Below are 20,339 nucleotides of genomic sequence, written 5' to 3'. Positions count from 1 at the left end.
CATCGCAGCTGCGGTAGCTCAGTGGTAGAGCACTCCCTTGGTAAGGGAGAGGTCGAGAGTTCAATCCTCTCTCGCAGCACCAGTTATTTCACGACAAGCCCCATTAGCACCGAGACGGACGAGTGCGCCAGCATTTACGCCCCCGGCGGAAAGCCGAGACAAGGGTGGGCTGAATTTGGCTGCTATGCCAACTATCGAGGACGCTGGCCGGGCCTGCTCAGTTGTTGAAATGCGACAGCTTCACGCCGTCTTCGCCCTGCGCTTCCAACAGCCATTCCTCGGCCGACCGGAACATGTCCTCGAAGGCAAGCTCATGCTCGAAGACGACGCCGCCGACGCGAATGGCGAGCACGTCCTTGTCGCCCTTCGGCGCGAAATAGATTTGCCCCACCTGTGCCCGAATGCGCTCGCCGATGTCGCTGGCGTCCTGTTTGCTCGCGCCGGGCAGGAAGACGCCGAACATCGCGTTTCCGATGCGGCCGATCAGGTCCTCCTTGCGCACCGAGGATTTGATGGCCGAGGCGACGAGCCGCAAGGCTTCGTCGCCCCAGCCGAGGCCGAAGCGCCGGTTTATCGACGACAGGTGCTCCGGGTGGATGACCAGGAAGGCGCCGGAACGCGGGCCGGCCGGCCGCGCTGCCCTCCTGTCGACCATCGAGGTGAACACCGCCCCGTTGAGAGTGCCGGTCAGCTGGTCGTAGGTGCCTGACCTGGTGAGCTCCTGCCGGTAACGGCGGGTCTCGACCTGCTTCCAGCCGAGCAGGACAAACAGCGGCAGACCGATGACGATGGGCAGCAGCACGGCCGTGACGACACTGCGGCCGAACGGCGTCAGCCCGTCGCTGAGCAGCAGCAGGTAATTTAGCCCGAGCGAGAGGCCGACACAGGCGGCGGTGCCGAGCAGCGCCAGCCAGACGACATGCTTCCATGCATGAACCGGTGTGCTCTGCGTTTTTGTGGCCACGGCCCAATCTCCTGTTTGGCGCATTGGCTTACAGGAGGTCCGTTAGGATTTCGGTTTCAGGCAAGCGTACAATTTGATGCAAAGTCGGCATCTTCTCCATGGGAAGCGCTGGATCGGGCGACTGCGCCGCCGCCGGAGCAGTCCACCATTTTTTACTATCGCCGAGCCGCTGCAACCATTCTGCTTTCACGCAATTCCAGGGCTGAATCGGTCGCGGGTCTTCCGCTATTGCGGTGGACCGAAGACACCCATCTCGGCGCCCCTGGCGACGGCTTCGGCCTTGCCGTAGATGCCCAAAGGCGACGCCAGGGCCCAGCCGTTGGATACGAGCCAGGCGCCGACATCCTGCTTGCCGAGCTTGCACGGCGCGGCGATGGCGAAGCGGTCGACTTCGGGAGGCAGCAGGCATTTCAGCGCGCGGCCGCGCAGCCAGGCATTGAAGGCGGCGCGGGCGCGCTGGCCGCAGGGCCAGGCGGTGCCACTGAGCGAGCAGATCTTGTCGGGATCGATATCGATGGTCCCGCTGACGGCGACCGTGCGGCCCATGGATTCGAATACAGTCGAGGAGCTGGCGACCGGCCGATAAAGCAGCGTCTCGCGCCGCGGCATCGGTGTCTTCGGCGGCACTGCCAGGCCAAGCTCGCCAAGCGGCGGTCGAGGTTCGATGCGCTCGATCCCGGAAGCGTCGAGCGGCGGCGGCGCGATGAGGTCCTCGGCGACCTTCCGTGCCGGCTGGCCTGGCGACCTATCACGAATGGGAGGAGCCGGCTGCACGCTGACGGCGTCGTGGGGAGCGGAAGGCGCTTCGAGCGGCAGCCAGGTCCTGGACCCGGCGATCAGCAGCATTCCGGCGACCAGCCCGGCACTGCCGAGCGCTGGGGCAAGCCGGGGGCGAATGACCGGTTTCATCTCGGCCACGCGCCTGCCCGAACCGAGCTGGTTGCGATCGTTGATCGACCTTTTCGACACCCCTTCGAAGCCTTGTCAAAACGGGCACTGCCCGGGTGCCCTGATCATATATTAGGCACCGGTGACACCGCTTGAAAAGCAAGGTGTTGCGTTAAGTCTCGCGCAACCAATACGGCCTAAACTCCGCGCAGAATCGTCGAGGGGAACGACATGACGCGCAAGCCGATACTGCTCTTTGCCTTTCCGGCGTTGATGCTGCTTCTGCTGGCGGCGGAGCGAACCGCGACGCTGCTGCTCGGCTTCTATCCGGCAAGCCCCGCAATGTGGCAGGCCTGGCTCGAGCTGCGGCCCTTCTCGACGATGTTCTGGCAGCAGGCGCACTTCTATCTTGGCTATCTTGGGGGGCTTGGCGGATCGATGGCCCTCGATGCGGCAATGATCGTCATCGCGTCGCTTCTCTGCTGGATGGCGAGCCGGTCAAAATGGTCCGGGGGCTTTTTCCTCGCCAATCATGCCGCGGTCCTTTTCGCAGGGTTGATGATCGCGGCCGGCAGCCATGCCGAAACGGCGAGCACGATTGCGAATTTCACCACGCCGCGCGGCCTTCAGTTCTCGCTGATGGTCGATTTCAGCTTGAAGAACAGCCTGGTGCTGTGCCTTGGCCTCGCGGCCTGTGCCTATTGCCACGTCGCCTTCCTGCGCGAAGCCCGGCAGCGCGCGGAAGCCCGCACCGTCCGCATCCTGGCGCTGCAGCGCGATCTTTGATCGCACCACATCCTTGTCGAAGACGGCCTGGCCTGCCGGTCAGTTGATTTTCTTGTAGTAGACCTTGCCGTCCGACTGCTCGATACGCTGGTAGGACGGGTTGGGGCCGGGCGGCGGGGCCGCCGCCTTACGCTTGAACGGACGCGGTGTGTCGCCCGGCTCGACAGTATTTTCAGCGACGGTAGGCGCTTCCGTCACCGCGCCGGTCAGCGCCGGCGGCTCCGGCGCGGCGGGCACGTCTGCGTCGGCGGCGGGCTGGGTCTGCTCCATCCGGGCAAGATTGCCGTTGATCCGGCCGAAGCTCGCCTGCAGCTGCCTGTCCAGCGTTTCGAAGCGGCTCTGGAAGCCGTTGTTGACCGTATCGATGCGGGCGCTGATCCGCTGCTCGAACTGGCCGAGCTGCCCCAGCCGCGCCTCCATCGACCTGAGCTCGGCGACGCCGCGATAGAGATAGACGGCGGCGGTGACGTTGATCGCGGTTATGAGTGCCGCGCCCGCCGCGATGGCGGCGATGGTTTTCGCCCGGCTCGGCTTGCCCGGAGCTTTCTCCTGCTCGCCAACCTCGATCGCCGGAATATCCGGTTCGCTGATCGTCGTCATTCCACCACCACCTTTGCGCCCACCGCGACGCGTTTGAAGAGATCGATCACATCGGTATTCGTCAGGCGAAAGCACCCGGACGTGCCGTCGAAGCCGACACCTTTTGGATCGTTGGTGCCATGGATGCGATAGAGCGTGTCGCGCCCGTCGCGCGACAAATAAAGCGCGCGTGCGCCGAGCGGATTGTAGGGCCCGGCCGGTACCATATCGGGCAGTTCCGGCTGGCGCGAGCGCATCTCTTTCGGCGGGTGCCATTGCGGCCATTCGGTCTTGGCAGCGATCTTGACCGTCCCGGTCCAGCCGAAGCCGTCGCGGCCGACGCTGATCTGGTAGCGCAGCGCCTGGCCCTGGCCGGTCACCAGATAGAGCGCCCTCTCTTGTCTGCGGATGACGATCGTGCCCGGTTGCTCGCCGGTCTGGAAGGCGACCGCCTTGCGCAGGCTGGGACCCATGGCGGGAAGCGGCGGCAGCCCCGATCCGGCCGCCGCAAGATCGCAGGCCGACGCCAGCGCTATGCCGGCCAGGCAGGCGCCGGCAAGCCAGCTGGCGATGAGACGCCTAGCGCTGGGCATTGTCCAGCCGCTCCTTGAGCATGCGCTTCAGATCCTTGTTGAAGCGCGCCCGCCCGTCGACTTCCGAAGGCAGGATGGCGCGGTTCAGCGCGTCGGTCAAAAGCGCGTTGTCCAGCGCCAGCGACTTGATATGCGGCGCCTTGAAGATCTTCTCCAGCTCGCTGCGCGAGAAATGATTGCCGAACCATTTGCGCTTGTGTTTGTTGGCCACCAGCGTGATGCTGACCTTGTTGCCGCGCAATTCGCGGATTTTCTTGTAGAGCCGCTTGCCTTGCCGCAGCGAGGCGACGTTGAGCTCGAAGACGATGAAGATCTCGTCGCTCGTGCGCAGCACCGAATCGTGCCACGGCGTCTCGATGTTGGGCAGGTCGATGACGATGTCGTCGAAACGGTAGGCGACGAGATCGAGCAGCCGGAAGACGAAATCGGCGCCGTGGGGATCGAACGGCAGTTCCGGCCGCTCGAAGGAATAGAGCGTCAGGCCCGACGGCCGCGACAGCTTGATGACGTCCATCAGCTCGACGTCGAGCCGCTCCGGCTGGCCGATGATGCCGGTGAGGTCGAACTGGTTGAACTGGTTCAGATAGGCGCCGCAATTGGCGCTCTGGAAGTCGAGGTCGACCAGGCAGGTCGAGGCCGCCCGCTCGGCCGACTTGGCGGCCAGGTGCTCCGCCGCCGAGATCGCCAGCGTGGTGGCGCCGGCGCCGCCGCTGGCGGCAATGAAAGTGACGATCCGGCTCTTGGTGCCCTGGCTGCCGGTGTCGTGGAAGGTGACGGCGTTGAGCAATTCCTTGGCGTCGAGCGGCTTGTGCAGCCAGTCGGACGCGTTCATGCGCACCAGCACGCGCGTCTGCTCGGAAGTCAGCTCGCCGGAAATCGCGATCAGCGGCACCTGCGCCCATTTGGAACGCGCCTCGACGACGCCGGGCTGGCCGAGCAACTCGCCATTGCCGAGGTCGAGGATGATGATACCCGCGCGGGTGTCCGCAGGCGGCCCTTTGAGAAAGTCCGCCGCCTCCGAAACCCTGACGTCATAGATCGCCAGCGCGTCGAGCCGCGTCGTCACCTCGCGTGTGAAATTCGGATCGGACGAAAACAGCGCGACCTGCTTTCGCTTGGTGGGAAGGACTCTGGTGTCGATGGCGTTCATGATGGCGCACTCGTTTTCAGATCTTCGCCCGTGACGGTGCTGAGCATGGAGGGCATGTTGATGTTGGCGAACCCCATCAGTCCCTGGAGGAAGAAGAACTGGAAGGTCCGGTTCTGAAGGCTGACGGTGATCGTCGGAACGGGGCCGCCCAGCCTAGTCTGGAAGCCAAGGCCAGTCGCTGTATAGGTCACGACCACATTGTCCCGGCGAAGGCCAGGGAAGAAATGGCACATGCCGGGCCTTTGGGTGCCTGTGAGAGCCGGGCAGGCGTCGTCATTGGTGACGGCCGTGTCGCCGCGAAAGATGCGACTGAAATTGGTAGCGTTGAATACGCCGCTGTTGGTGCAGGAACCAGTGGTGCCAGTATAGCTGCAGACGAACGGACCATAGGCGCCGGCGACAACGGGTGCGCCTGGCGTCGTCGTGGGACCAGCGGTGGTGAGGTTTGTCGCCACGGGATCGGAGATCGAGGCCAGGCGCGCGCCGATCTGCACGGCTTTGGTTGCAGCATTCCACTGGTAGAAAGCGTTACCGAAATCGACGAAGCCCAGCACAAGGGCAAACAGCAGCGTCGATACGATAGTCATTTCGACCATCGCCGCACCATCTTCTGATTTTGCGAAACGCCTGATCATGATCAGAACCGGATCAACCTTTCGTCGTGGTACCCGCTCAGGGTAATCGGGCCAACGCCGACCAAGGCAAGCATGCCGACACCCGTGTAGGCGTAGGTACCCGCCGCCCTGACGGTGCAGACCTGCGCGGTGGTGGACCGGTACCGGGTGACGCCGGCGACTACGGCGTCATAGCAGGCGAAGTTAGTGGACACCGTTACATTCGACGTCTGCCATCCCCCGAGGCGCGGAGTTCCCGACCCTGCCGCATTGCCGAAAACGGCAATATTAGCAGCAGTGCTTGTGCAGTTTATCGCCAAGCCGGCATCGGTGTACATCTGGCTGTTGCAGCGGGCCGCAAAGCGGGCGCCGTCTGTAAGCCCTGCCTCCATCAGCAGCTTGTCGTGGATGAGATTGCCGAATTCGAACACGCCCGCCGACAGGAACAGCATCAGCGGCGTGATCAGCGTCATCTCGATAAGCACTGCCCCGCGCTGGTCGCATCTGAATCGAGCGAGGTGACGGGTCAGCATCTTGAACATTGGCATCACCGATAAAGCTGCGCTTCGTCGCGCAGAAAATTGTCGAGTGTCCCGCGGCCGCCCTTGCCGGTGATGTCGACCAACTCGACATAGATGTCCTTGCTGTCCTTGATCGGCTCGGTGATGAAGAAGCTGCCGAAGGCGCGCACCGGAATATTGTTCGCACGACCGTTGAAGCCGCCTATCGCTTGGCAGTCGATGATCGCGCCGTAAAGTATACGCCGGTCCACGGTCGTGACCGGTGTCTGGTTGCAGGATGGATTGCCGGTCTCCCCACTCACTGCAGCATCCCCGGCGATGCTGTCGTTGGTGGCAGGATTCCCGTCGGGATCGAGTTCGTAACGGTACATTTCGTAGCGTGTCGCGCCTACAAGTGAGGAGGGCAGGGCGCCACGTGTCGGATGATTGGCGGCCCAGTAACGGCTGGCATTCCAATCACCTGTGCCCATGCGTCCGCCCATTAGCGTGCAGTTGCCTGCGATGAGACAGGAATCCCGCTCGAGCCCGACACCCTTAGTGGGGTCGGTTTCAAAGTTGGTTTGTCCGTTGTTGCAGTTGATGCTTTTCAGTCCCATCCGCACGTTTGCCGCCGGTCCATTGGCCGATCCGATATAGCTTTTGCTGATGCCAAAGCGGGCATTCAGTCCGTCCTGCACCGGTCCAGTACTTTGCCCAGGCTCCGTGTCGACGCCATCTTGGGCGTAACAGCCGACCGGCTTGACGCGGGCCAGCGATGCTTCCAGCGCTTGGGCGCCGTTGCCCTCAGGCGAGGCAAGAAACGCAAAATTGCCCGGCTGATAGAAGCCATTGTCGCGCAAAAGTATCTGTCTACGGCGATACTGCTGCTGATTGGCCGCCATTTCCAGCGTTACGCCGCCGGTGAGACTCGTGTCCTCGTAAGGGTTGCACATGAAGACGGGAGTGTAGTCGCAGACGCTTGACCTGAAGCCGGCTACAGCAACAGCACCCACATTGAATGAACCGGTCGCTGTGTTGGACAGGAACGAAACGGGGAAGATGGCGGCAAAGCCGGTCGGTGTGACCGTTACTTGGACAAATCGTGTCTCCAACTCGCCAACCGCAGGGTCGGCGTTGGCGTAGTTGGCGGTAGTGATCGCCACATCATCGTTGGGGATCGTCTTCAGGAAACACCAGGAGATGTTCCCAGCGCTGTTGCATCGCAGGGCGCCGCCAGGTTGTCCAGAAGTCAGGGTAAACCTTCCGTTCGGCGCAGCCGTCGAGAAACGTCCCTCATTGCTGACCAGCGTCGCCATGGCTCGCTCGGCACGCGCCCAGGCACCGGTGCTTCCGTCAAGCTCTGCTGCTCCCGCAAGAGCAAACGCATCAGCCGCCTTCTGTAGATCATTGTGTAGATTGTTGACCCGGCTCATGTCGATCGCCAAGAGCGAAAAGCCGATGATCGCCGGCAGTGTCACGCTGACCAGTATCAGCGCTATTCCCCTCTGGTCACGCCAGAACGCGCGAATTATTCGCAACATGGCCCTGCCCTTTGCTACTCCGACGCAAGGATCCCTCGTTTCGCCTGACGCCCTGAAACCGCATCCTTCCGTTCAGTTCGCTGCGTTAGTCGGAGCCGATAGACCGTTATTGGCACCCGATGGTCCGACATTGACTGTCATGTTCGTCGTTGGCGGCGGCGGTGGCGGAACTTTGTATTTCTGAATGACGCCAACAGCGCGTTCGCCGTCACCTTCGATCCTCGTGTTGTTCGAGGCCGGATTGTAAGGATCGACTGTCTGCAGCATCGAGTTGGCTTTCTGCGAGTCGCCAGATGCCAACGTCATCGTGTCGTAGTTGTTCAGATAGTCGGCCGCGCAGCCCGCGAGCAGGCTCGAGCTGAGAAGAACGAGGAGGAGCTTACTTTTTGACATAGATCAGCTTGTCCTTCGATTTCACATCCAGCATGTGCCCGTAAGGGCCGGTGACGCCTTCGCCGTGCTCGTATTTCCTGATCATGTCCTTGCTGACTTCGAGCTGGCCGAGCAGGAAAAGCTCCGGATCGTTGGCGGGCTTTGTCTTGTCGAACGGTGTCGCCAGTTGCTCGCCGGGTTTCACCGGCCGCACGAGATGAGGTGTGACAATGACGACCAGTTCGGTCTCTTCTTTCTGGGTGCTCGAATTTTTGAAAAGCGCGCCGACGATCGGCACCTGGCCGAGCCAAGGCACCTGGTTTTGCAGCCTGGTGCTCTTGCTGGAGAGCAGACCACCAACCGCGAAGCTCTGGCCGTCGCGCAATTCGACCACCGTCTCCAGCTTGCGATTGGTGAAGATCGGATCGCCGGCGGTAGTGAAGCCGGTCAGGTCGCTCACTTCAGGGGCCAGCTTGATATGGATTTTGTCGTCGTCAAGCACGACCGGCGTGAAGTTCAGGTTGACGCCGAACTGTTTGAACACAATGCTCACCGAGTCGTTGACGACTTGGCGAATAGGCACCTCGCCGCCGGCATTGAAGCTTGCTGTTTCCCCGGAAAGAGTTGTGAGATTGGGTTCTGCCAGCAAGCGCACCACACCTTTGGCCTCGAGCGCCTCGATGATCAGGTCGACCTTTATGTTGCTGTCGATGACACGGGTGATCAAGGCTGCGAACGGATTGGTGTTCGACAGCAGACCAGTGACGAGGTCTCCCGCTCCGAGTTCCGCCCCGTCTTTATCCACTGTACCAATGCCGGTTCCCAGCCGGGTTGTGCCGCTCCCGTTGCGGCCTCGGAATGATACGCCGAGATCCCGCCCGGCATTGCGCTTGGCCTCCAGGATGCGAACCTCCAGATTGACCTGCTGGCTATCGTCGACTGTGACGGCATTGATGATGGCATCGGGGCCATATTGCTGCGTCACCTCGACGATCTGGGCCAGCGTCGCGGCGTCCTTGACATGGCCGGAAAGCCTGATCTTGCCGTTGATGGAGCCGATCTCGATGCGCGCTTTTGGCGCCACCTGGCGGATCGCGGCCGCCATGTCGCTAACATCCTGGCCAACCTCGATCTGGATAGCGCCCAGCGAGCGTTTGTCATCCGAGAACAAATTGACTGTGGTGGTGCCGACGCTCTTGCCGATGACATAGAGCGTCTTGTCGGTCATCGGTTGCGCGTCGGCGATCTTCTCGTCGCCGACGACGATGTCGCCAAGCGTGGAATTAACCTGGATCGTGACGGATTGCGAAACTGGCACGAAGACACGGTGGAGGGCCGGGTTCGAAACGTCGATGAAGCGGTCAGCCGCCATGGCGGGATGGCCGGAGGTCGCCGACAACGCCACCACGGATAGCGCGGCCGCCGCTATCTTCACCCAAAACCCCTGCATCCCCGTCTCCCCAATTGCTGCCGACGACAGCCTCACCTTATTGTGCCTCGTTAGTCTTGTCGCGGCACATCGTAGGTTTCGAGCTTGACGCCTCGAAACACCCCTATTGTCGCCCGAGCCGGCGGCTCGGGCTGCACGTATTTGACCACTTCCTTGACGACTTCCTGCACTTGTGGCGCGGAGGCCACAGCTGGAACTGACTTCATCTTGCTCAACTGGTCGACCGCCTTGGCCAGTCCATCGATTCTGGCGTCGGCTCGCCTGCGCTCTTCCGCAGCCGCTGCATCCGCGGCGGCCTGCTTTTCGAGCGCCGCCTGCCGCTTGGCGACATCATCGGGTGTGTCTCCCGTGAGATCCGTAAGCGTAACGCGCTCGGTCGTTTCAGACTTGCTGGCTGCCGCCTGGCGCAGCGCAAGCGACAACTGGCCGGCTCCGGCGGCAAGCGTCAGCTTCTGCGCGTCCTTTGTGCTGACCTCGACTGTCACTGCTTTCACCACGGTGGGACTGTCCTTGCTTTCGTCGGCCACTTGGTCGACCGCAAGCACTTTGACACTCTGCAAAAGCACGTCGACGAAACTCTTGTCAGCGCCTTCTTCGCTGCGCACCGTGCGTGTTAGCAGCACGTCGACCCGATCGCCTGGAAACACGAAGCCGGCGACACCTAGAACATCATTGACGCGGATGGAAACGGCTTTCATGCCTTCGGCGAGCACCGCCGACAGGGTGGCGCGCTGACCGGGGCCGGTAATTTTTGTGGCGAGGACCGGTTCGTTCACTCCGATTGCCTGGAGCGCCTGCTTGGCCCCATCGCCCTCAAGAAGCTTCTTAGTTGTATTGAAGGCGCCGGTCGGGACCGCGCCAGAGGGCCAGGCGACTTCGCGCAGCTTATCTGCCGATAGCGTGTCGCCAAACTTCAAGGGCACTGCAGCGACCACGACCGTTTCGCGCGGAACGTCTTCGGTCCGCGCCAAAGCACTGCGCTGGCCAGCCAGCCAGATATTGGCGAGTACGACCGCAAGCACGCCGAACACGCCGGCCAAGACAATCATAATAACAGTGTTTGCACGCATTTTTTCCCCCCGCCAGCCCGGCATCTCGGCCAGTCGACTCCGGGGGAAAGCCCGGCGTCGACTGTAAGTTGTTACGCTGTTACGGCAGCGCAGCCTGGAGCGTGGTCCACTGACCGACGACCCAGTTGCCGACAAGAATGATCGTAGCGATCACCGCCACGGTGATCATGCCGAGCAAGATCGTATATTCGACCATAGCAGCGCCGTTTTCGTCGTCGCGGAACTGCCGGGTCATCGTCATGAGCTTCTTCATGCCAATTTCTCCCTTTGGAGGTTTGAACCCGACGAGACGAGCCGAGGATGAAATCCATACCCAAGCATCCCCCGTCACCTTAATTCGATCGCCAAGCACGCGTGCGTGACTAATATGATCGGCGCCGGACATTCCCGGCCCCGATCATAGCCATTAAGATGTCACGGCAGCGCCGCCTGCAGCGTGGTCCACCGACCGACGACCCAGTTGCCGACAAGTATGATCGTGGCGATCACCGCCACGGTAATCATGCCGAGCAAGATCGTATATTCGACCATAGCAGCGCCGTTTTCTTCGTCGCGGAACTGCCGGGCCATCGTCATGAGCTTCTTCATGCCAATTTCTCCCTTTGGAGGTTCGAACCCGACGAGACAGAGCCAAGGAATGTACCCCATACCCAAGCATCCCCCGTCGAAATCAATCCTAGGTCGCACGAAAAAGCAGTGTCAAACGGATTAACAATCCCTTAACCGTTCAATACTCGGGCGAAAGCTTTTCCATTTCCGACAACAGATTGATTCGCTTCATTTTTCAAGTGGTCTTAACCATTCGTTCACAATTTCGCCGTAGCCATGCCGCGCACTTGCCATATTAGGATTGCTACATAACTCAATATATCTAACGGCTTAGCGACATTGGTCGGTCTACGGAGCGACGAAGGTCGTAGGACCTTGGTCTGTGAATGTGGAGCAGGATAAATAAAACGATTTTTCCGGGCCTCTATTTTTTAACTATGTTGCAAGTATACATCCCTTATGGCTTGCAGGCCGCTTGTGCCCTTCGTGGTTAACGCTTAGTTTTCGATCCCTGGGGAAATCGCGGGGGCTTATGCGGCATGCTGGGGCGCTTCATCAAAGGACCGAATGAGCAGCGGGCAGTGCAGCCGGCACCTGTGGCTGCGGCATCGAATGGGATCGCTGCCGCGCCGGTCTCGGACGCTGAACCGCACGGCGACGATTTCCTGACGCTCAAGGTCGAATTGCATCGCCATCTCATCGACCGGTTCAATCTCGCAGCCCTCGAAACTGCGTCCAAGGAAGAGATCCTGGATGAGATTCGGCCGATCGTGCGCGAATTCGTGCGTGGCCGGAATGTGCCGCTGAACGCACGCGAGCTCGATCAGCTGACCAGCGACACCGCCGACGAGATGCTCGGACTTGGGCCGATCGAACCGCTGCTCAAGGACGATTCGATCGCTGATATCCTCATCAACACCCACAACCACGTATTCATCGAACGGCGGGGTGTGCTCGAGGAAACCTCGATCCGTTTTCGCGACGAGGCCCATCTCCTCCGCATCATCAACAAAATCGTCTCGAACATTGGTCGACGTGTCGATGAATCGGCGCCGATGGTCGATGCGCGTCTTGACGACGGCTCGCGCGTCAACATAGCGGTGCGGCCGATCTCGGTGGACGGCCCATTGGTATCGATCCGCAAATTCTCCAAGCACCCTTATTCGCTTGAACGGCTGGTTACGTTCAATTCGATCCGCCCTCCGATGGTCGAACTGCTGCGGATCGCGGTGCAGACACGCAAGTCGATCCTGGTCTCCGGTGGCACGGGCAGCGGCAAGACCACGCTTCTCAACGCATTGTCGAGCTACATTCCCAGCAAGGAGCGCCTGGTTACGATCGAAGACGCTGCGGAACTGCAATTGCAGCAGCCGCACGTCGGGCGGCTGGAGACCCGTCCTCCCAACGTCGAGGGCAAGGGCGAGGTGCGCCAGCGCGAACTGCTGAAGAACGCCCTGCGCATGCGGCCCGATCGAATCATCGTTGGCGAGGTTCGCGGCGAAGAGGCCTTCGACATGCTGCAGGCCATGAACACCGGCCACGAAGGCTCAATGACCACCATCCATGCCAACACGCCACGCGATGCCATTTCGCGTCTGGAGCAGATGGTCGGCATGGCGGGCATGCCGATGACGAACGACTCCATTCGCTCGCAGATCGCCTCGGCCATCGACATCATCGTGCAAACGCAGCGTCTTTCCGATGGCGGAAGGCGGGTCGTCTCCATTTCGGAATTGACCGGCATGGAAGGTAATGTCGTCCAGCTTCAGGAACTCTATCATTTCGTCCGCCGCGATGTCACGGCTGATGGCCAGATAATCGGAGAATTCCGGGCCACCGGCATACGGCCGCGTTTTGCCCCGGAGGCAGCCACGCTGGGACATCACTTCAGCAAGGATGCGTTCAATCCACAGGTTTCGCTCTGATGCCGACCGGCCAGACACTACTTTATTTGATTTATGTCCTCGCCGCGGCGTCGGTTATCCTCGCTGCCGAAGCTCTATACGTTACCTATTCCAAACGCCGCTCACGGGTTAAGACGATCAATCGTCGTTTGACCCGACTAGTTGATGATGCTCCGGCTGAACAGACTCTACAGGGATTGCTGCGCGAGCGCGGGCTTTCCAGCTCAGGAGACTTTCTTTTCAGTTTGATCGCACTAAACAGATTGTACACCCAATCTGGCATTACTGGAAATCCGGCGTCATTTATCGCAATATTCATTATTGCCGGTATGGCCCTGGCTCTCGTGTTCTCGTTTCTATTGCATTTCTCTGCCATACCTTCGTTCGCCATCTTTCTATTCGTAGCCTTTGTCTTGCCGCTTCTGGTCCTCCAACGGGCGCGGGCCAGGAGAATCCAGAGATTCGCCAAGCAACTGCCAGATGCCTTGGATATGATTGTACGTTCCCTTCGGGCGGGACATCCAACGACAGTCGCGATAGCCTTGGTCGCCCGTGAAATGCCCGACCCTCTTGGCACCGAATTTGGGATCGTTTCCGACGAAATAACCTTCGGGCTCAGCCTTGAAAATGCAGTGCGCAAACTCACCCAACGCGTCGGCTTCGAGGGACTACAATTGCTATCGGTTTCACTATCGATCCAGGCCAAGACTGGCGGCAACCTTACTGAAATTCTGTCGAACCTATCATCAGTGCTGCGCGATAGGCAGAAACTCAGGTTGAAGATCAGGGCGCTCTCGGCGGAGGGGCGGGTATCCGCGTGGATCATTTCCCTGTTTCCGATCATCATGCTTGTCATCCTCATGATCTTGGCACCGAGCTTTTACGGCGACGTGTGGGGCAGTCCTTTGATCGTGCCTGTGTTTACAATCTTTGGGGCATGGGCGCTGCTGGGTGACTTCATCATGTATCGCATGGTCAATTTCGACATTTGACAGGGGGCGAGCCATGAATCTGTTTTCCAATACTCAGGATCTAAGCGTTCTGGTCTCTGTTGCCGTTTTCCTGGCAGCCGTGGCGCTTTTTCTGTTGGGTGCGCTTGTCTTCACACCGGCCTTGCAGACGCGAAAACTGGTTGCGCAAAGCCTAATGGCGGAGGGTATTCATAGCCGCCGCTCGCTTGTAGGCCAGGAGCAACTGGCCAGGATCTCGGCGCAGCGGCCCGTCGATGCTTATTTTCGGTCAATCGAAAAGGAACGTGACGAGCCGAATGCCCTTGAGGCAAAGCTCTTTCGAGCGGGCTTCTATCAGGCGAGCGCGCCGCTCATCTATACTCTATCTCGACTCGGTGCGGTCTGCGTTGGCTTCGCGGTGACCTACGCAATTTTCTCCCAGATTTTGCCGCCGCGATTACCCAGCCTTGTCGCGTTTGGGGGGGCGGCCTTGCTCGGGTTGGCATGCATCGTCATCCCAAGCATCGCGCTCGACCGGTTCGAGAATGGGCAAAAGCAGATCTATCGTCGAGGCTTTCCCGATTTCATGGATATGATCATCACTTGCGCCGATGCAGGCATGAGTCTCGAGGCGGCGGTCGAGCGCGTCAGCAACGAACTTGCCGGCACCCACAAATGGCTTGGCATTCAGCTTTCGATCATGACCTTGCAATTGCGCGCAGGCAAACCGCTTCGCGAGGCGTTGCGCGAACTCGCAGATCGCATCGGGCTTGAAGAGGCGCGGGCACTGGCGGTTCTGTTCCGGCAATCCGAGGAACTCGGCACCAGCCTGACGGACGCTCTGCGTGTCTACAGCGACGAAATGCGGAACCAAAGAATTATGCGCGCCGAGGAGCAGGCTAATGCATTGCCGGTTAAAATGATGATCCCTTTGGGGCTCTGCATTTTCCCCGTTGTAATGATGATCGTCATGCTGCCCGTGGTCATCCGCATGAAGGGCATTTTCTTCTAGGTATGCATATGCTTTGGTCCTAATGTGGTGTCGGGGAGCCCTCGGGGGAATCTGAATGAGATGGCAAAATGCGGCCGCGGCCGGTCTATTGATAATGGCGATTGCCGGCTGCCAGACGGCTACCACGGGCGGAGTTGTGCGCACTAACGAACCGGCCAAAGGCGATTACACCGCCTTTGGCGACACCTTCGACGGGCTGAAGACAGTCAGCGATGTCGACTACTACGCATCGGATCAGGCAGTCACCGAGGCCAAGACCCAGTTCCGTTCCGAAAATTACGGCAATGCCGGCGCACTGTTCTACAAGGCTACGCGGCTGGCGCCCAATGATGGCGTCGCCTGGCTGGGCCTTGCTGCGTCCTGCGATCGCATCAGGCGCTTCGACTTGGCCGATCTCGCCTACGGACGGGCTTATAAGCTGCTCGGCGCGACGCCGGAATACTACAACAATGTCGGCTATTCCTATTTGTTGCGCGGCAAGCTACAGGAGGCGCGCAGCAATTTCCTCAAAGCCTACGAACTGGCGCCCAACGATCCGACGGTTGCCAACAATCTGAAGCTGCTCTCGTCTAGCGTAGAAAACGTCGAGCGATAGAGAGCCGGGGGCATGCTGTTTGCCGCATCGCTGCTGCTGAAGGCGCTGACCATACCTCTGCTTGCAAGGATAGCCTGGCTCGACTTTACCACTCAGAAGATATCCAACCAGAATGTGCTGCTGTTATTGTGCCTCGGCCTTGGGTCGCTGCAATTGGTGTCGGTCGAAGCAGGATCATGGTGGGATATGGGGCTGAGTACAATCGCTGCGCTCGTGCTATTTGTCGGATTGTTCCCGTTTTGGGTGCTGCGCAAGGTCGGGGCCGGCGACGTTAAGCTGATGGCGACGTCGCCCTTCCTTATGGGTGGCAGCGGGCTGGCCCTGTTTTCTATGCTGCTTTTGGGTTTTGCCCTCGCAATGGTGATGGTCGTAAAAAATCCATTCCTGCTGCCGGCGGGCGCATTTCGCTTTTATGTCCAGCATTTAGACCGCAAGGGTGTGGTGCCCTTTGGCGTGCCAATTTCGGCCGCTGCGATCTGCACGATCGCGTTTCAGGTCGTATACGGCCTCGACGCTCTCATTAAATCATTCTAGCCCCGATTAACCCTTCGGAAACCATTAGCTTGCGCTAAAACCGGCAAGGTGGTTGGATTGCGTGTTGCTGGCGGGGCGCCATATGACTCTTTTCAATTACAAAGCGCTTTTGATAGCAGCTCTGATCTTCATTCCGATCGAACACCTGTTCGCTCTGCGACCGGGTCAAAAGATATTCAGGAAGGCGTTCTTCAACGACCTGATTTACGCTCTCTTCAACAGTGTCCCGACAACCGTTGGCCTGATCGCGATTGTTGCGCTGGCAACGAGCACCGTGGGGGAACTGGTGCCGGACTATGTCGGCCACGCCGTATCGTCTCAGCCAGTTTGGCTGCAACTGACAGAGATCATCGTCATCGCTGACTTTGGTTTCTACGGTGCGCATCGTGCCTTTCACGCCGTTCCGTTTTTGTGGCGCTTTCATGCAATCCATCACAGCATCGAAGAACTCGATTGGTTAGCTGCGCACCGGATCCATCCCGTTGACTTGGCTCTCACTAAAGGTGCGTCATTCGTGCCGTTGTATTTGCTGGGGTTCAGCAGCTCTGCGATCGCCCTCTTCGCGATCATTTTTCACGCTCACGGCTTGTTGCTGCATGCCAACATCAAGCTGAACATCGGTCCGTTTCGGTGGCTGGTCGCCTCACCCCAGTTCCATCATTGGCATCACGCTCACGAGCGCGCGGCATACGACAAGAATTTCGCAGGTCAGCTTGCGTTCATCGATGTGCTCTTTGGAACCATGCACCTGCCCGGCGATACTGTCCCAGAGCGCTATGGCGTTGATGATCCCATCCCACCAACCTACGTCGAGCAACTTGCTTACCCATTACTCCCGAAGAGTAAAATCAATGAAGCTCCCGCGACCCGCGATGCGTGATTTCATCGGGCGCGCAGTGATGGCGCTTTACTTCACGGTCTGCGCGACCTTGAAGGCCGGGACCATGATCGTGGCATTGCGAGACCCAAACTGGAGTTGGGCGCGGGGGATCAGCGTCGCCGCGGACTTCGCGGCTCTAGGCTTCCTTGTGCTCATTGTCGGGACGACGGTGGCGCGCCTTCCACCAGTAAAGACGGCGCAAGGGATCGAGCCTCGCATTTCGGCCCTGATCGGATGCTTTGCGACCGTGACTTTGATCGCTATCCCTCGTGTTCAGACTCTTCCGCAGCTAGAACTGGTCGCCGACCTCATCACCATCATTGGTTTCACGCTTTGCATTTGGTGCCTGTGGTGGCTCGGCAGATCATTCAGCATCACAGCGCAGGCCAGACGTCTCGTCACGGCCGGCCCTTATCAGTTTGTGAGGCACCCACTTTATGCCTGCGAAGCGATCCTCCTGCTCGGCATTGTCTTGCGCAATCCGATATGGGCGACCGTGGCAGTCGCCGCGATTGTTCTCGCTTTCCAATATCGGCGGATGGTCAATGAGGAGAAAGTCTTGCGAACGGCGTTCCCGGAATACAGCGCCTACGGGCAAATGACGCCAATGCTGATCCCATCAATATCCTCCCTATCTTGGTGGCGGTAACCACGACGATAATGATCCGCAGTCTGGAAGGGGCAGAGTCTTCGTATGATCTTGTATCGCGCCGTTGCCAACGCTGCATCCGTCGGCACCGAAACGGGTATCCGAAACCATCTCGTAATCATTGCCCTGGCCATCGTTTTTTTCGGGCTGATCGACCTTCTATGGCTGCCATTCTCAAACGTCGAGTTCTCACCAAGGAATTGGGTCGATATCGGGCAGGTTACCGTCGCCCTCATCGCTGCGTGGGCCGTTGCGAAATTTGTTCTCAAGAGGCTCGGGTCAGACGCTGGCGCGATGGCTTCGGCCATCAGATATCTTTCGAAATCGCTGCTTATGCTGGTGTCGGGGTCGGCGGTCTTCATACCACTTACAATCGCAACGACCGTGTTCATGTACCTGGCGAGCGCGACGGCAAGGCCGCTCATGGACGAGCAGTTCGCGTCGATCGACGCAAGCTTGGGATTCGACTGGCTAAGTTTCCTGGCAGCAAGCAATCGAAACGCTATTTGGAGCTCTGTACTATTCTACGCTTACCATGCCTTGGGTCCGCAGGTACCGATGGTTTTCATCATTCAGGTCATGCGGCAGCGATGGGATCGTGTGCTCGAATTCATTGCACTGATGGCAGTGTCGTCGCTCTTCACGGGGCCTCTTATGGCCATGTTTCCAACTGCTGGCGCATATACTTTCTATAAACCGGCTCCCGAGCTCTTTAGCAACCTCACCGCTCAGGCCGGCATGTGGCACTACCAGACGCTGCTGTCTCTGCGTTCAGGTGCTCCATACGAATTAATCGTGTCAAAGGCCGACGGGCTCGTAACTTTCCCGTCGTTCCACACCGCGTTGGGTATTTTGGTTATCCATGCCCTGCGAGATGTTCGCCCACTCTTTGTAGTGGCTCTGATAGTCAATGCTGTCATGATCGTGTCCACGCTGCCGGAAGGTGGACATCATTTGATTGACGTAGTCGTCGGCGCGGCTATCGGCGCGCTGTCGGTAGCGATTGTCCGAATCTTGGGCCGTGTGCCCAAAAAAGCGGTCGCTTCCGAAGCTAGATCCACCGCGGGCACTTAGCTGGCGCGGTGAGTTATCTGGCGCCGTTCAAGACAAGTTGCCTTGGCGCCCCGCTCAAAACCCCCGCCGTCTGCCTCTCCACCAGTTTCAACTCCCCTCCTCCACCTTGAAGAACGGCATCGACCTTTGGCTCGAGCCGTCGGCGGAAGCGGAACAGACCCGCGTGGCCAACTTGGCCAATAGGCCGGAACGCCGCCGTCCAGTAAGATCTACGTCGTCTGACGTATCGGCTGTTCTTTGATGATCGGCAGCGGGGGCGGCTTGCGCATCATGGCCGGCCTGGGCGGTTCGAATATCAAGTACTCGATGAGTGCAACTGCTCCGGCGCTGACCGCGCCGATGACCGCCATGACAAGGAGTTTTTTTAGAAAGTCCAAAACTGAAGCCCCGTCCGCGATGGGAGAATGCGGATAGTCGTGGGAAAACGCAATCGCTTCGACCGAACAACTTGAAGCCGTAGCTGCCTATCCTCCACGGGTCTTCGCCCCCTCAAAACCCCGCCGTCTGTTTCTCCACCAGCTTCAACTCCCCCTTCTCCACCTTGAAGAACGGCATCGACCTTTGGCTCGAGCCGTCGGCGCGGAAGCGGAACAGGCCGGTCGAGCCGCGGAAGCCGCTCGGGTTCTCCAGCACCTTTTTGGAAAAACCGTCCGGTCCGACCGCGCTCGCTATGCCCGCCGACAGCGCCACCATGTCGTAAGCGTAGGCGACGTTGACGTCGGGCTGGTAATTGTAGGCCGTCTTGAAGCGGTCGGCGATCGGTCCGGTCTCGCTCTGGTCGAGCGTCGCGATATAGGCGCCCTCATAGAGCGGATCCATCGGATGCTCCAGCCAGCGGTCGGTGCCGATCAGCGTCACCGCCTTGCCGGGAATGCCTTTCGCCTTCAGCGCCGCGAGCATCGCCGTCGGGCTCGAATCGCCGCTGGCGACGATGACGGCGTTGGGCGCCTCGACCAGCGAGCCCATGTCGCTCACCGCCTTGGCGCCGCCGTCCGCGGCCGAATAGGGCAGCGTCACCGCCAGCGTCGCGCCATAGATGCTGAGCGCATTGGCGACGCGCGCCTCTATTGTCTGTGCATCCGCGCCGGCCTGCACGAAGAGCACGAACTTCTTCGCGCCCTTGCCGGCGACGGCGGCCGCCCCCGCGGCGGCGCTGTCGGCTTCGCTGAGCCGCACTGAATAGACGCCGGGGCCGCCGGCGAAATTGTCGGCCAGCGCAAGCACCGGCGGCCGCTGCGAGCCCGACAGTTTGGCAAGATGCTGCGCGGCCGCAAGCTCGGCCGGCCCGATGACGGCCTTCGCCCCGCCCGATGTGATGGCCTTCACCGCCAGGTCCTTGGCGTAGGCGCTGTCGCCGCGCGTGTCCTCGACCGTCAGCGTCAACAGCTTGTCGCCGAGGTCCGTCATCGCCAGCCGCGCGGCGTCATACATCTTCCTGCCGTTTTCGCCGGCGCTGCCGGGGGCCGACAGCGGCAAAAGCATGGTGACCTTCGTCGAGCCGCTGCCGAGCGTCTGGCTGGCCTGCGCGGAAGTCGCGACTGCCGTCTGCTGTGAGCGGGGAGCCGCGCCGGCCGGGCTTGTCGGCGCGGTGAGGGCGGAAGGATCGAGCACGTCCGCGCTTTTCGACTGGCAGCCGGACATGGCCGCCGTCAGCGCAAGCGCGGCCGCCGCCCAGGCTTTCATGG

The 20,339-nt window shown here is 60.1% G+C and carries 23 protein-coding genes and 1 tRNA gene; 10 read left to right on the top strand and 14 right to left on the bottom strand.

Annotation, left to right across the window (positions count from 1 at the left end; genetic code table 11):
* Nucleotides 1-7: 7 nt before the first annotated feature.
* Nucleotides 8-82: transfer RNA gene (locus FJ974_RS26580), tRNA-Thr, on the top strand.
* Nucleotides 83-217: 135 nt separating this feature from the next.
* Here FJ974_RS26580 and FJ974_RS26575 read toward each other — a convergent pair.
* Together FJ974_RS26575 and FJ974_RS26570 are read right to left on the bottom strand one after the other, a co-directional pair.
* Nucleotides 218-964, bottom strand: a complete 747-nt coding sequence (locus FJ974_RS26575; RefSeq protein WP_226891410.1) for a GGDEF domain-containing protein — start codon at nucleotides 962-964, stop codon at nucleotides 218-220.
* Nucleotides 965-1,189: 225 nt separating this feature from the next.
* Entirely contained in the window at nucleotides 1,190-1,933 is a 744-nt protein-coding gene (locus tag FJ974_RS26570; RefSeq protein ID WP_226891409.1) for a thermonuclease family protein, read from the bottom strand.
* Between the two features lie 150 nt (nucleotides 1,934-2,083).
* Between FJ974_RS26570 and FJ974_RS26565 the strand changes: the two genes are divergently transcribed.
* On the top strand, nucleotides 2,084-2,638 hold the full coding sequence (locus FJ974_RS26565; protein ID WP_140533056.1) for a hypothetical protein: 555 nt from the start codon (nucleotides 2,084-2,086) through the stop codon (nucleotides 2,636-2,638).
* A 39-nt stretch (nucleotides 2,639-2,677) separates the two neighbouring features.
* Here FJ974_RS26565 and FJ974_RS26560 read toward each other — a convergent pair whose 3' ends face one another.
* From FJ974_RS26560 to FJ974_RS26510, 11 genes are all read right to left on the bottom strand, one after another.
* A complete protein-coding gene (locus FJ974_RS26560) occupies nucleotides 2,678-3,238 on the bottom strand; it encodes a hypothetical protein (RefSeq protein WP_140533057.1) in 561 nt (186 codons plus the stop codon).
* Nucleotides 3,235-3,810, bottom strand: a complete 576-nt coding sequence (locus FJ974_RS26555) for a L,D-transpeptidase (protein ID WP_140533058.1) — start codon at nucleotides 3,808-3,810, stop codon at nucleotides 3,235-3,237. The genes FJ974_RS26560 and FJ974_RS26555 overlap by 4 nt, the downstream gene beginning before the upstream one ends.
* Nucleotides 3,797-4,960, bottom strand: coding sequence for an AAA family ATPase (locus FJ974_RS26550; protein WP_140533059.1), 1,164 nt, complete (start codon nucleotides 4,958-4,960; stop codon nucleotides 3,797-3,799). The genes FJ974_RS26555 and FJ974_RS26550 overlap by 14 nt, the downstream gene beginning before the upstream one ends.
* Nucleotides 4,957-5,595 carry a TadE/TadG family type IV pilus assembly protein gene (locus FJ974_RS26545; protein WP_140533060.1) on the bottom strand — a complete coding sequence of 213 codons (639 nt, stop codon included), beginning with the start codon at nucleotides 5,593-5,595 and terminating at the stop codon, nucleotides 4,957-4,959. The genes FJ974_RS26550 and FJ974_RS26545 overlap by 4 nt, the downstream gene beginning before the upstream one ends.
* 2 nt (nucleotides 5,596-5,597) lie before the next feature.
* A complete protein-coding gene (locus FJ974_RS26540; RefSeq protein WP_226891408.1) occupies nucleotides 5,598-6,116 on the bottom strand; it encodes a TadE/TadG family type IV pilus assembly protein in 519 nt (172 codons plus the stop codon).
* 5 nt (nucleotides 6,117-6,121) lie between these two features.
* Complete coding sequence (locus FJ974_RS26535) at nucleotides 6,122-7,615, bottom strand: pilus assembly protein TadG-related protein (protein WP_140533062.1); 1,494 nt, start codon at nucleotides 7,613-7,615, stop codon at nucleotides 6,122-6,124.
* A gap of 72 nt (nucleotides 7,616-7,687) precedes the next feature.
* On the bottom strand, nucleotides 7,688-8,008 hold the full coding sequence (locus FJ974_RS26530) for a hypothetical protein (RefSeq protein WP_140533063.1): 321 nt from the start codon (nucleotides 8,006-8,008) through the stop codon (nucleotides 7,688-7,690).
* The gene (locus FJ974_RS26525) at nucleotides 7,995-9,437 is read right to left on the bottom strand and encodes a type II and III secretion system protein family protein (protein WP_140533064.1); all 1,443 of its coding nucleotides are present in this window, start codon (nucleotides 9,435-9,437) and stop codon (nucleotides 7,995-7,997) included. The genes FJ974_RS26530 and FJ974_RS26525 overlap by 14 nt, the downstream gene beginning before the upstream one ends.
* Nucleotides 9,438-9,487: 50 nt before the next feature.
* Nucleotides 9,488-10,507, bottom strand: a complete 1,020-nt coding sequence (gene cpaB / locus FJ974_RS26520; protein WP_140533065.1) for a Flp pilus assembly protein CpaB — start codon at nucleotides 10,505-10,507, stop codon at nucleotides 9,488-9,490.
* A 79-nt stretch (nucleotides 10,508-10,586) separates the two neighbouring features.
* Complete coding sequence (locus FJ974_RS26515; protein ID WP_140533066.1) at nucleotides 10,587-10,760, bottom strand: Flp family type IVb pilin; 174 nt, start codon at nucleotides 10,758-10,760, stop codon at nucleotides 10,587-10,589.
* Between the two features lie 161 nt (nucleotides 10,761-10,921).
* On the bottom strand, nucleotides 10,922-11,095 hold the full coding sequence (locus tag FJ974_RS26510; RefSeq protein ID WP_140533067.1) for a Flp family type IVb pilin: 174 nt from the start codon (nucleotides 11,093-11,095) through the stop codon (nucleotides 10,922-10,924).
* A 500-nt stretch (nucleotides 11,096-11,595) separates the two neighbouring features.
* On the opposite strand from FJ974_RS26510, the gene FJ974_RS26505 reads away from it, so the two are divergent.
* From FJ974_RS26505 to FJ974_RS26470, 8 genes are all read left to right on the top strand, one after another.
* Nucleotides 11,596-12,981, top strand: a complete 1,386-nt coding sequence (locus FJ974_RS26505) for a CpaF family protein (protein WP_140533068.1) — start codon at nucleotides 11,596-11,598, stop codon at nucleotides 12,979-12,981.
* Nucleotides 12,981-13,952: a type II secretion system F family protein gene (locus FJ974_RS26500; RefSeq protein ID WP_140533069.1), complete on the top strand. Its 972-nt coding sequence runs from the start codon at nucleotides 12,981-12,983 to the stop codon at nucleotides 13,950-13,952. The genes FJ974_RS26505 and FJ974_RS26500 overlap by 1 nt, the downstream gene beginning before the upstream one ends.
* Nucleotides 13,953-13,965: 13 nt before the next feature.
* Nucleotides 13,966-14,922 (top strand): type II secretion system F family protein, encoded by a 957-nt coding sequence (locus FJ974_RS26495; RefSeq protein ID WP_181177103.1) that lies wholly within the window; start codon nucleotides 13,966-13,968, stop codon nucleotides 14,920-14,922.
* 55 nt (nucleotides 14,923-14,977) lie between these two features.
* Nucleotides 14,978-15,517 carry a tetratricopeptide repeat protein gene (locus tag FJ974_RS26490; protein ID WP_140533070.1) on the top strand — a complete coding sequence of 180 codons (540 nt, stop codon included), beginning with the start codon at nucleotides 14,978-14,980 and terminating at the stop codon, nucleotides 15,515-15,517.
* A gap of 12 nt (nucleotides 15,518-15,529) precedes the next feature.
* Nucleotides 15,530-16,051 carry a prepilin peptidase gene (locus tag FJ974_RS26485; protein WP_140533071.1) on the top strand — a complete coding sequence of 174 codons (522 nt, stop codon included), beginning with the start codon at nucleotides 15,530-15,532 and terminating at the stop codon, nucleotides 16,049-16,051.
* Nucleotides 16,052-16,133: 82 nt separating this feature from the next.
* A complete protein-coding gene (locus FJ974_RS26480) occupies nucleotides 16,134-16,931 on the top strand; it encodes a sterol desaturase family protein (RefSeq protein ID WP_140533072.1) in 798 nt (265 codons plus the stop codon).
* On the top strand, nucleotides 16,924-17,580 hold the full coding sequence (locus FJ974_RS26475; RefSeq protein ID WP_181177104.1) for a methyltransferase family protein: 657 nt from the start codon (nucleotides 16,924-16,926) through the stop codon (nucleotides 17,578-17,580). Before FJ974_RS26480 ends, FJ974_RS26475 begins: the two co-directional genes overlap by 8 nt.
* 45 nt (nucleotides 17,581-17,625) lie before the next feature.
* A complete protein-coding gene (locus tag FJ974_RS26470; RefSeq protein WP_140533074.1) occupies nucleotides 17,626-18,654 on the top strand; it encodes a phosphatase PAP2 family protein in 1,029 nt (342 codons plus the stop codon).
* 489 nt (nucleotides 18,655-19,143) lie between these two features.
* On the opposite strand, the gene FJ974_RS26465 is transcribed toward FJ974_RS26470, so the two are convergent.
* Nucleotides 19,144-20,337 carry an ABC transporter substrate-binding protein gene (locus FJ974_RS26465; protein ID WP_319023047.1) on the bottom strand — a complete coding sequence of 398 codons (1,194 nt, stop codon included), beginning with the start codon at nucleotides 20,335-20,337 and terminating at the stop codon, nucleotides 19,144-19,146.
* Between the last annotated feature and the right edge of the window lie 2 nt (nucleotides 20,338-20,339).

It is taken from the genome of Mesorhizobium sp. B1-1-8, from assembly GCF_006442795.2.
Classification (GTDB): domain Bacteria; phylum Pseudomonadota; class Alphaproteobacteria; order Rhizobiales; family Rhizobiaceae; genus Mesorhizobium.
This window is presented reverse-complemented; position numbering and strand designations above follow the sequence as displayed.

What these genes read in the sequence shown, in the direction of transcription:
- FJ974_RS26515 (WP_140533066.1), bottom strand. Translation starts at nt 10,760, where the DNA reads ATGAAGAAGCTCATGACGATGACCCGGCAGTTCCGCGACGACGAAAAC.
- FJ974_RS26495 (WP_181177103.1), top strand. Translation starts at nt 13,966, where the DNA reads ATGAATCTGTTTTCCAATACTCAGGATCTAAGCGTTCTGGTCTCTGTT.
- FJ974_RS26480 (WP_140533072.1), top strand. Translation starts at nt 16,134, where the DNA reads ATGACTCTTTTCAATTACAAAGCGCTTTTGATAGCAGCTCTGATCTTC.
- FJ974_RS26485 (WP_140533071.1), top strand. Translation starts at nt 15,530, where the DNA reads ATGCTGTTTGCCGCATCGCTGCTGCTGAAGGCGCTGACCATACCTCTG.
- FJ974_RS26560 (WP_140533057.1), bottom strand. Translation starts at nt 3,238, where the DNA reads ATGACGACGATCAGCGAACCGGATATTCCGGCGATCGAGGTTGGCGAG.
- FJ974_RS26505 (WP_140533068.1), top strand. Translation starts at nt 11,596, where the DNA reads ATGCTGGGGCGCTTCATCAAAGGACCGAATGAGCAGCGGGCAGTGCAG.
- FJ974_RS26465 (WP_319023047.1), bottom strand. Translation starts at nt 20,337, where the DNA reads ATGAAAGCCTGGGCGGCGGCCGCGCTTGCGCTGACGGCGGCCATGTCC.
- FJ974_RS26475 (WP_181177104.1), top strand. Translation starts at nt 16,924, where the DNA reads ATGCGTGATTTCATCGGGCGCGCAGTGATGGCGCTTTACTTCACGGTC.
- FJ974_RS26550 (WP_140533059.1), bottom strand. Translation starts at nt 4,960, where the DNA reads ATGAACGCCATCGACACCAGAGTCCTTCCCACCAAGCGAAAGCAGGTC.
- FJ974_RS26530 (WP_140533063.1), bottom strand. Translation starts at nt 8,008, where the DNA reads ATGTCAAAAAGTAAGCTCCTCCTCGTTCTTCTCAGCTCGAGCCTGCTC.
- FJ974_RS26555 (WP_140533058.1), bottom strand. Translation starts at nt 3,810, where the DNA reads ATGCCCAGCGCTAGGCGTCTCATCGCCAGCTGGCTTGCCGGCGCCTGC.
- FJ974_RS26470 (WP_140533074.1), top strand. Translation starts at nt 17,626, where the DNA reads ATGATCTTGTATCGCGCCGTTGCCAACGCTGCATCCGTCGGCACCGAA.
- FJ974_RS26540 (WP_226891408.1), bottom strand. Translation starts at nt 6,116, where the DNA reads ATGTTCAAGATGCTGACCCGTCACCTCGCTCGATTCAGATGCGACCAG.
- FJ974_RS26490 (WP_140533070.1), top strand. Translation starts at nt 14,978, where the DNA reads ATGAGATGGCAAAATGCGGCCGCGGCCGGTCTATTGATAATGGCGATT.
- FJ974_RS26500 (WP_140533069.1), top strand. Translation starts at nt 12,981, where the DNA reads ATGCCGACCGGCCAGACACTACTTTATTTGATTTATGTCCTCGCCGCG.
- FJ974_RS26545 (WP_140533060.1), bottom strand. Translation starts at nt 5,595, where the DNA reads ATGATCAGGCGTTTCGCAAAATCAGAAGATGGTGCGGCGATGGTCGAA.
- FJ974_RS26510 (WP_140533067.1), bottom strand. Translation starts at nt 11,095, where the DNA reads ATGAAGAAGCTCATGACGATGGCCCGGCAGTTCCGCGACGAAGAAAAC.
- FJ974_RS26535 (WP_140533062.1), bottom strand. Translation starts at nt 7,615, where the DNA reads ATGTTGCGAATAATTCGCGCGTTCTGGCGTGACCAGAGGGGAATAGCG.
- FJ974_RS26565 (WP_140533056.1), top strand. Translation starts at nt 2,084, where the DNA reads ATGACGCGCAAGCCGATACTGCTCTTTGCCTTTCCGGCGTTGATGCTG.
- FJ974_RS26525 (WP_140533064.1), bottom strand. Translation starts at nt 9,437, where the DNA reads ATGCAGGGGTTTTGGGTGAAGATAGCGGCGGCCGCGCTATCCGTGGTG.
- cpaB (WP_140533065.1), bottom strand. Translation starts at nt 10,507, where the DNA reads ATGCGTGCAAACACTGTTATTATGATTGTCTTGGCCGGCGTGTTCGGC.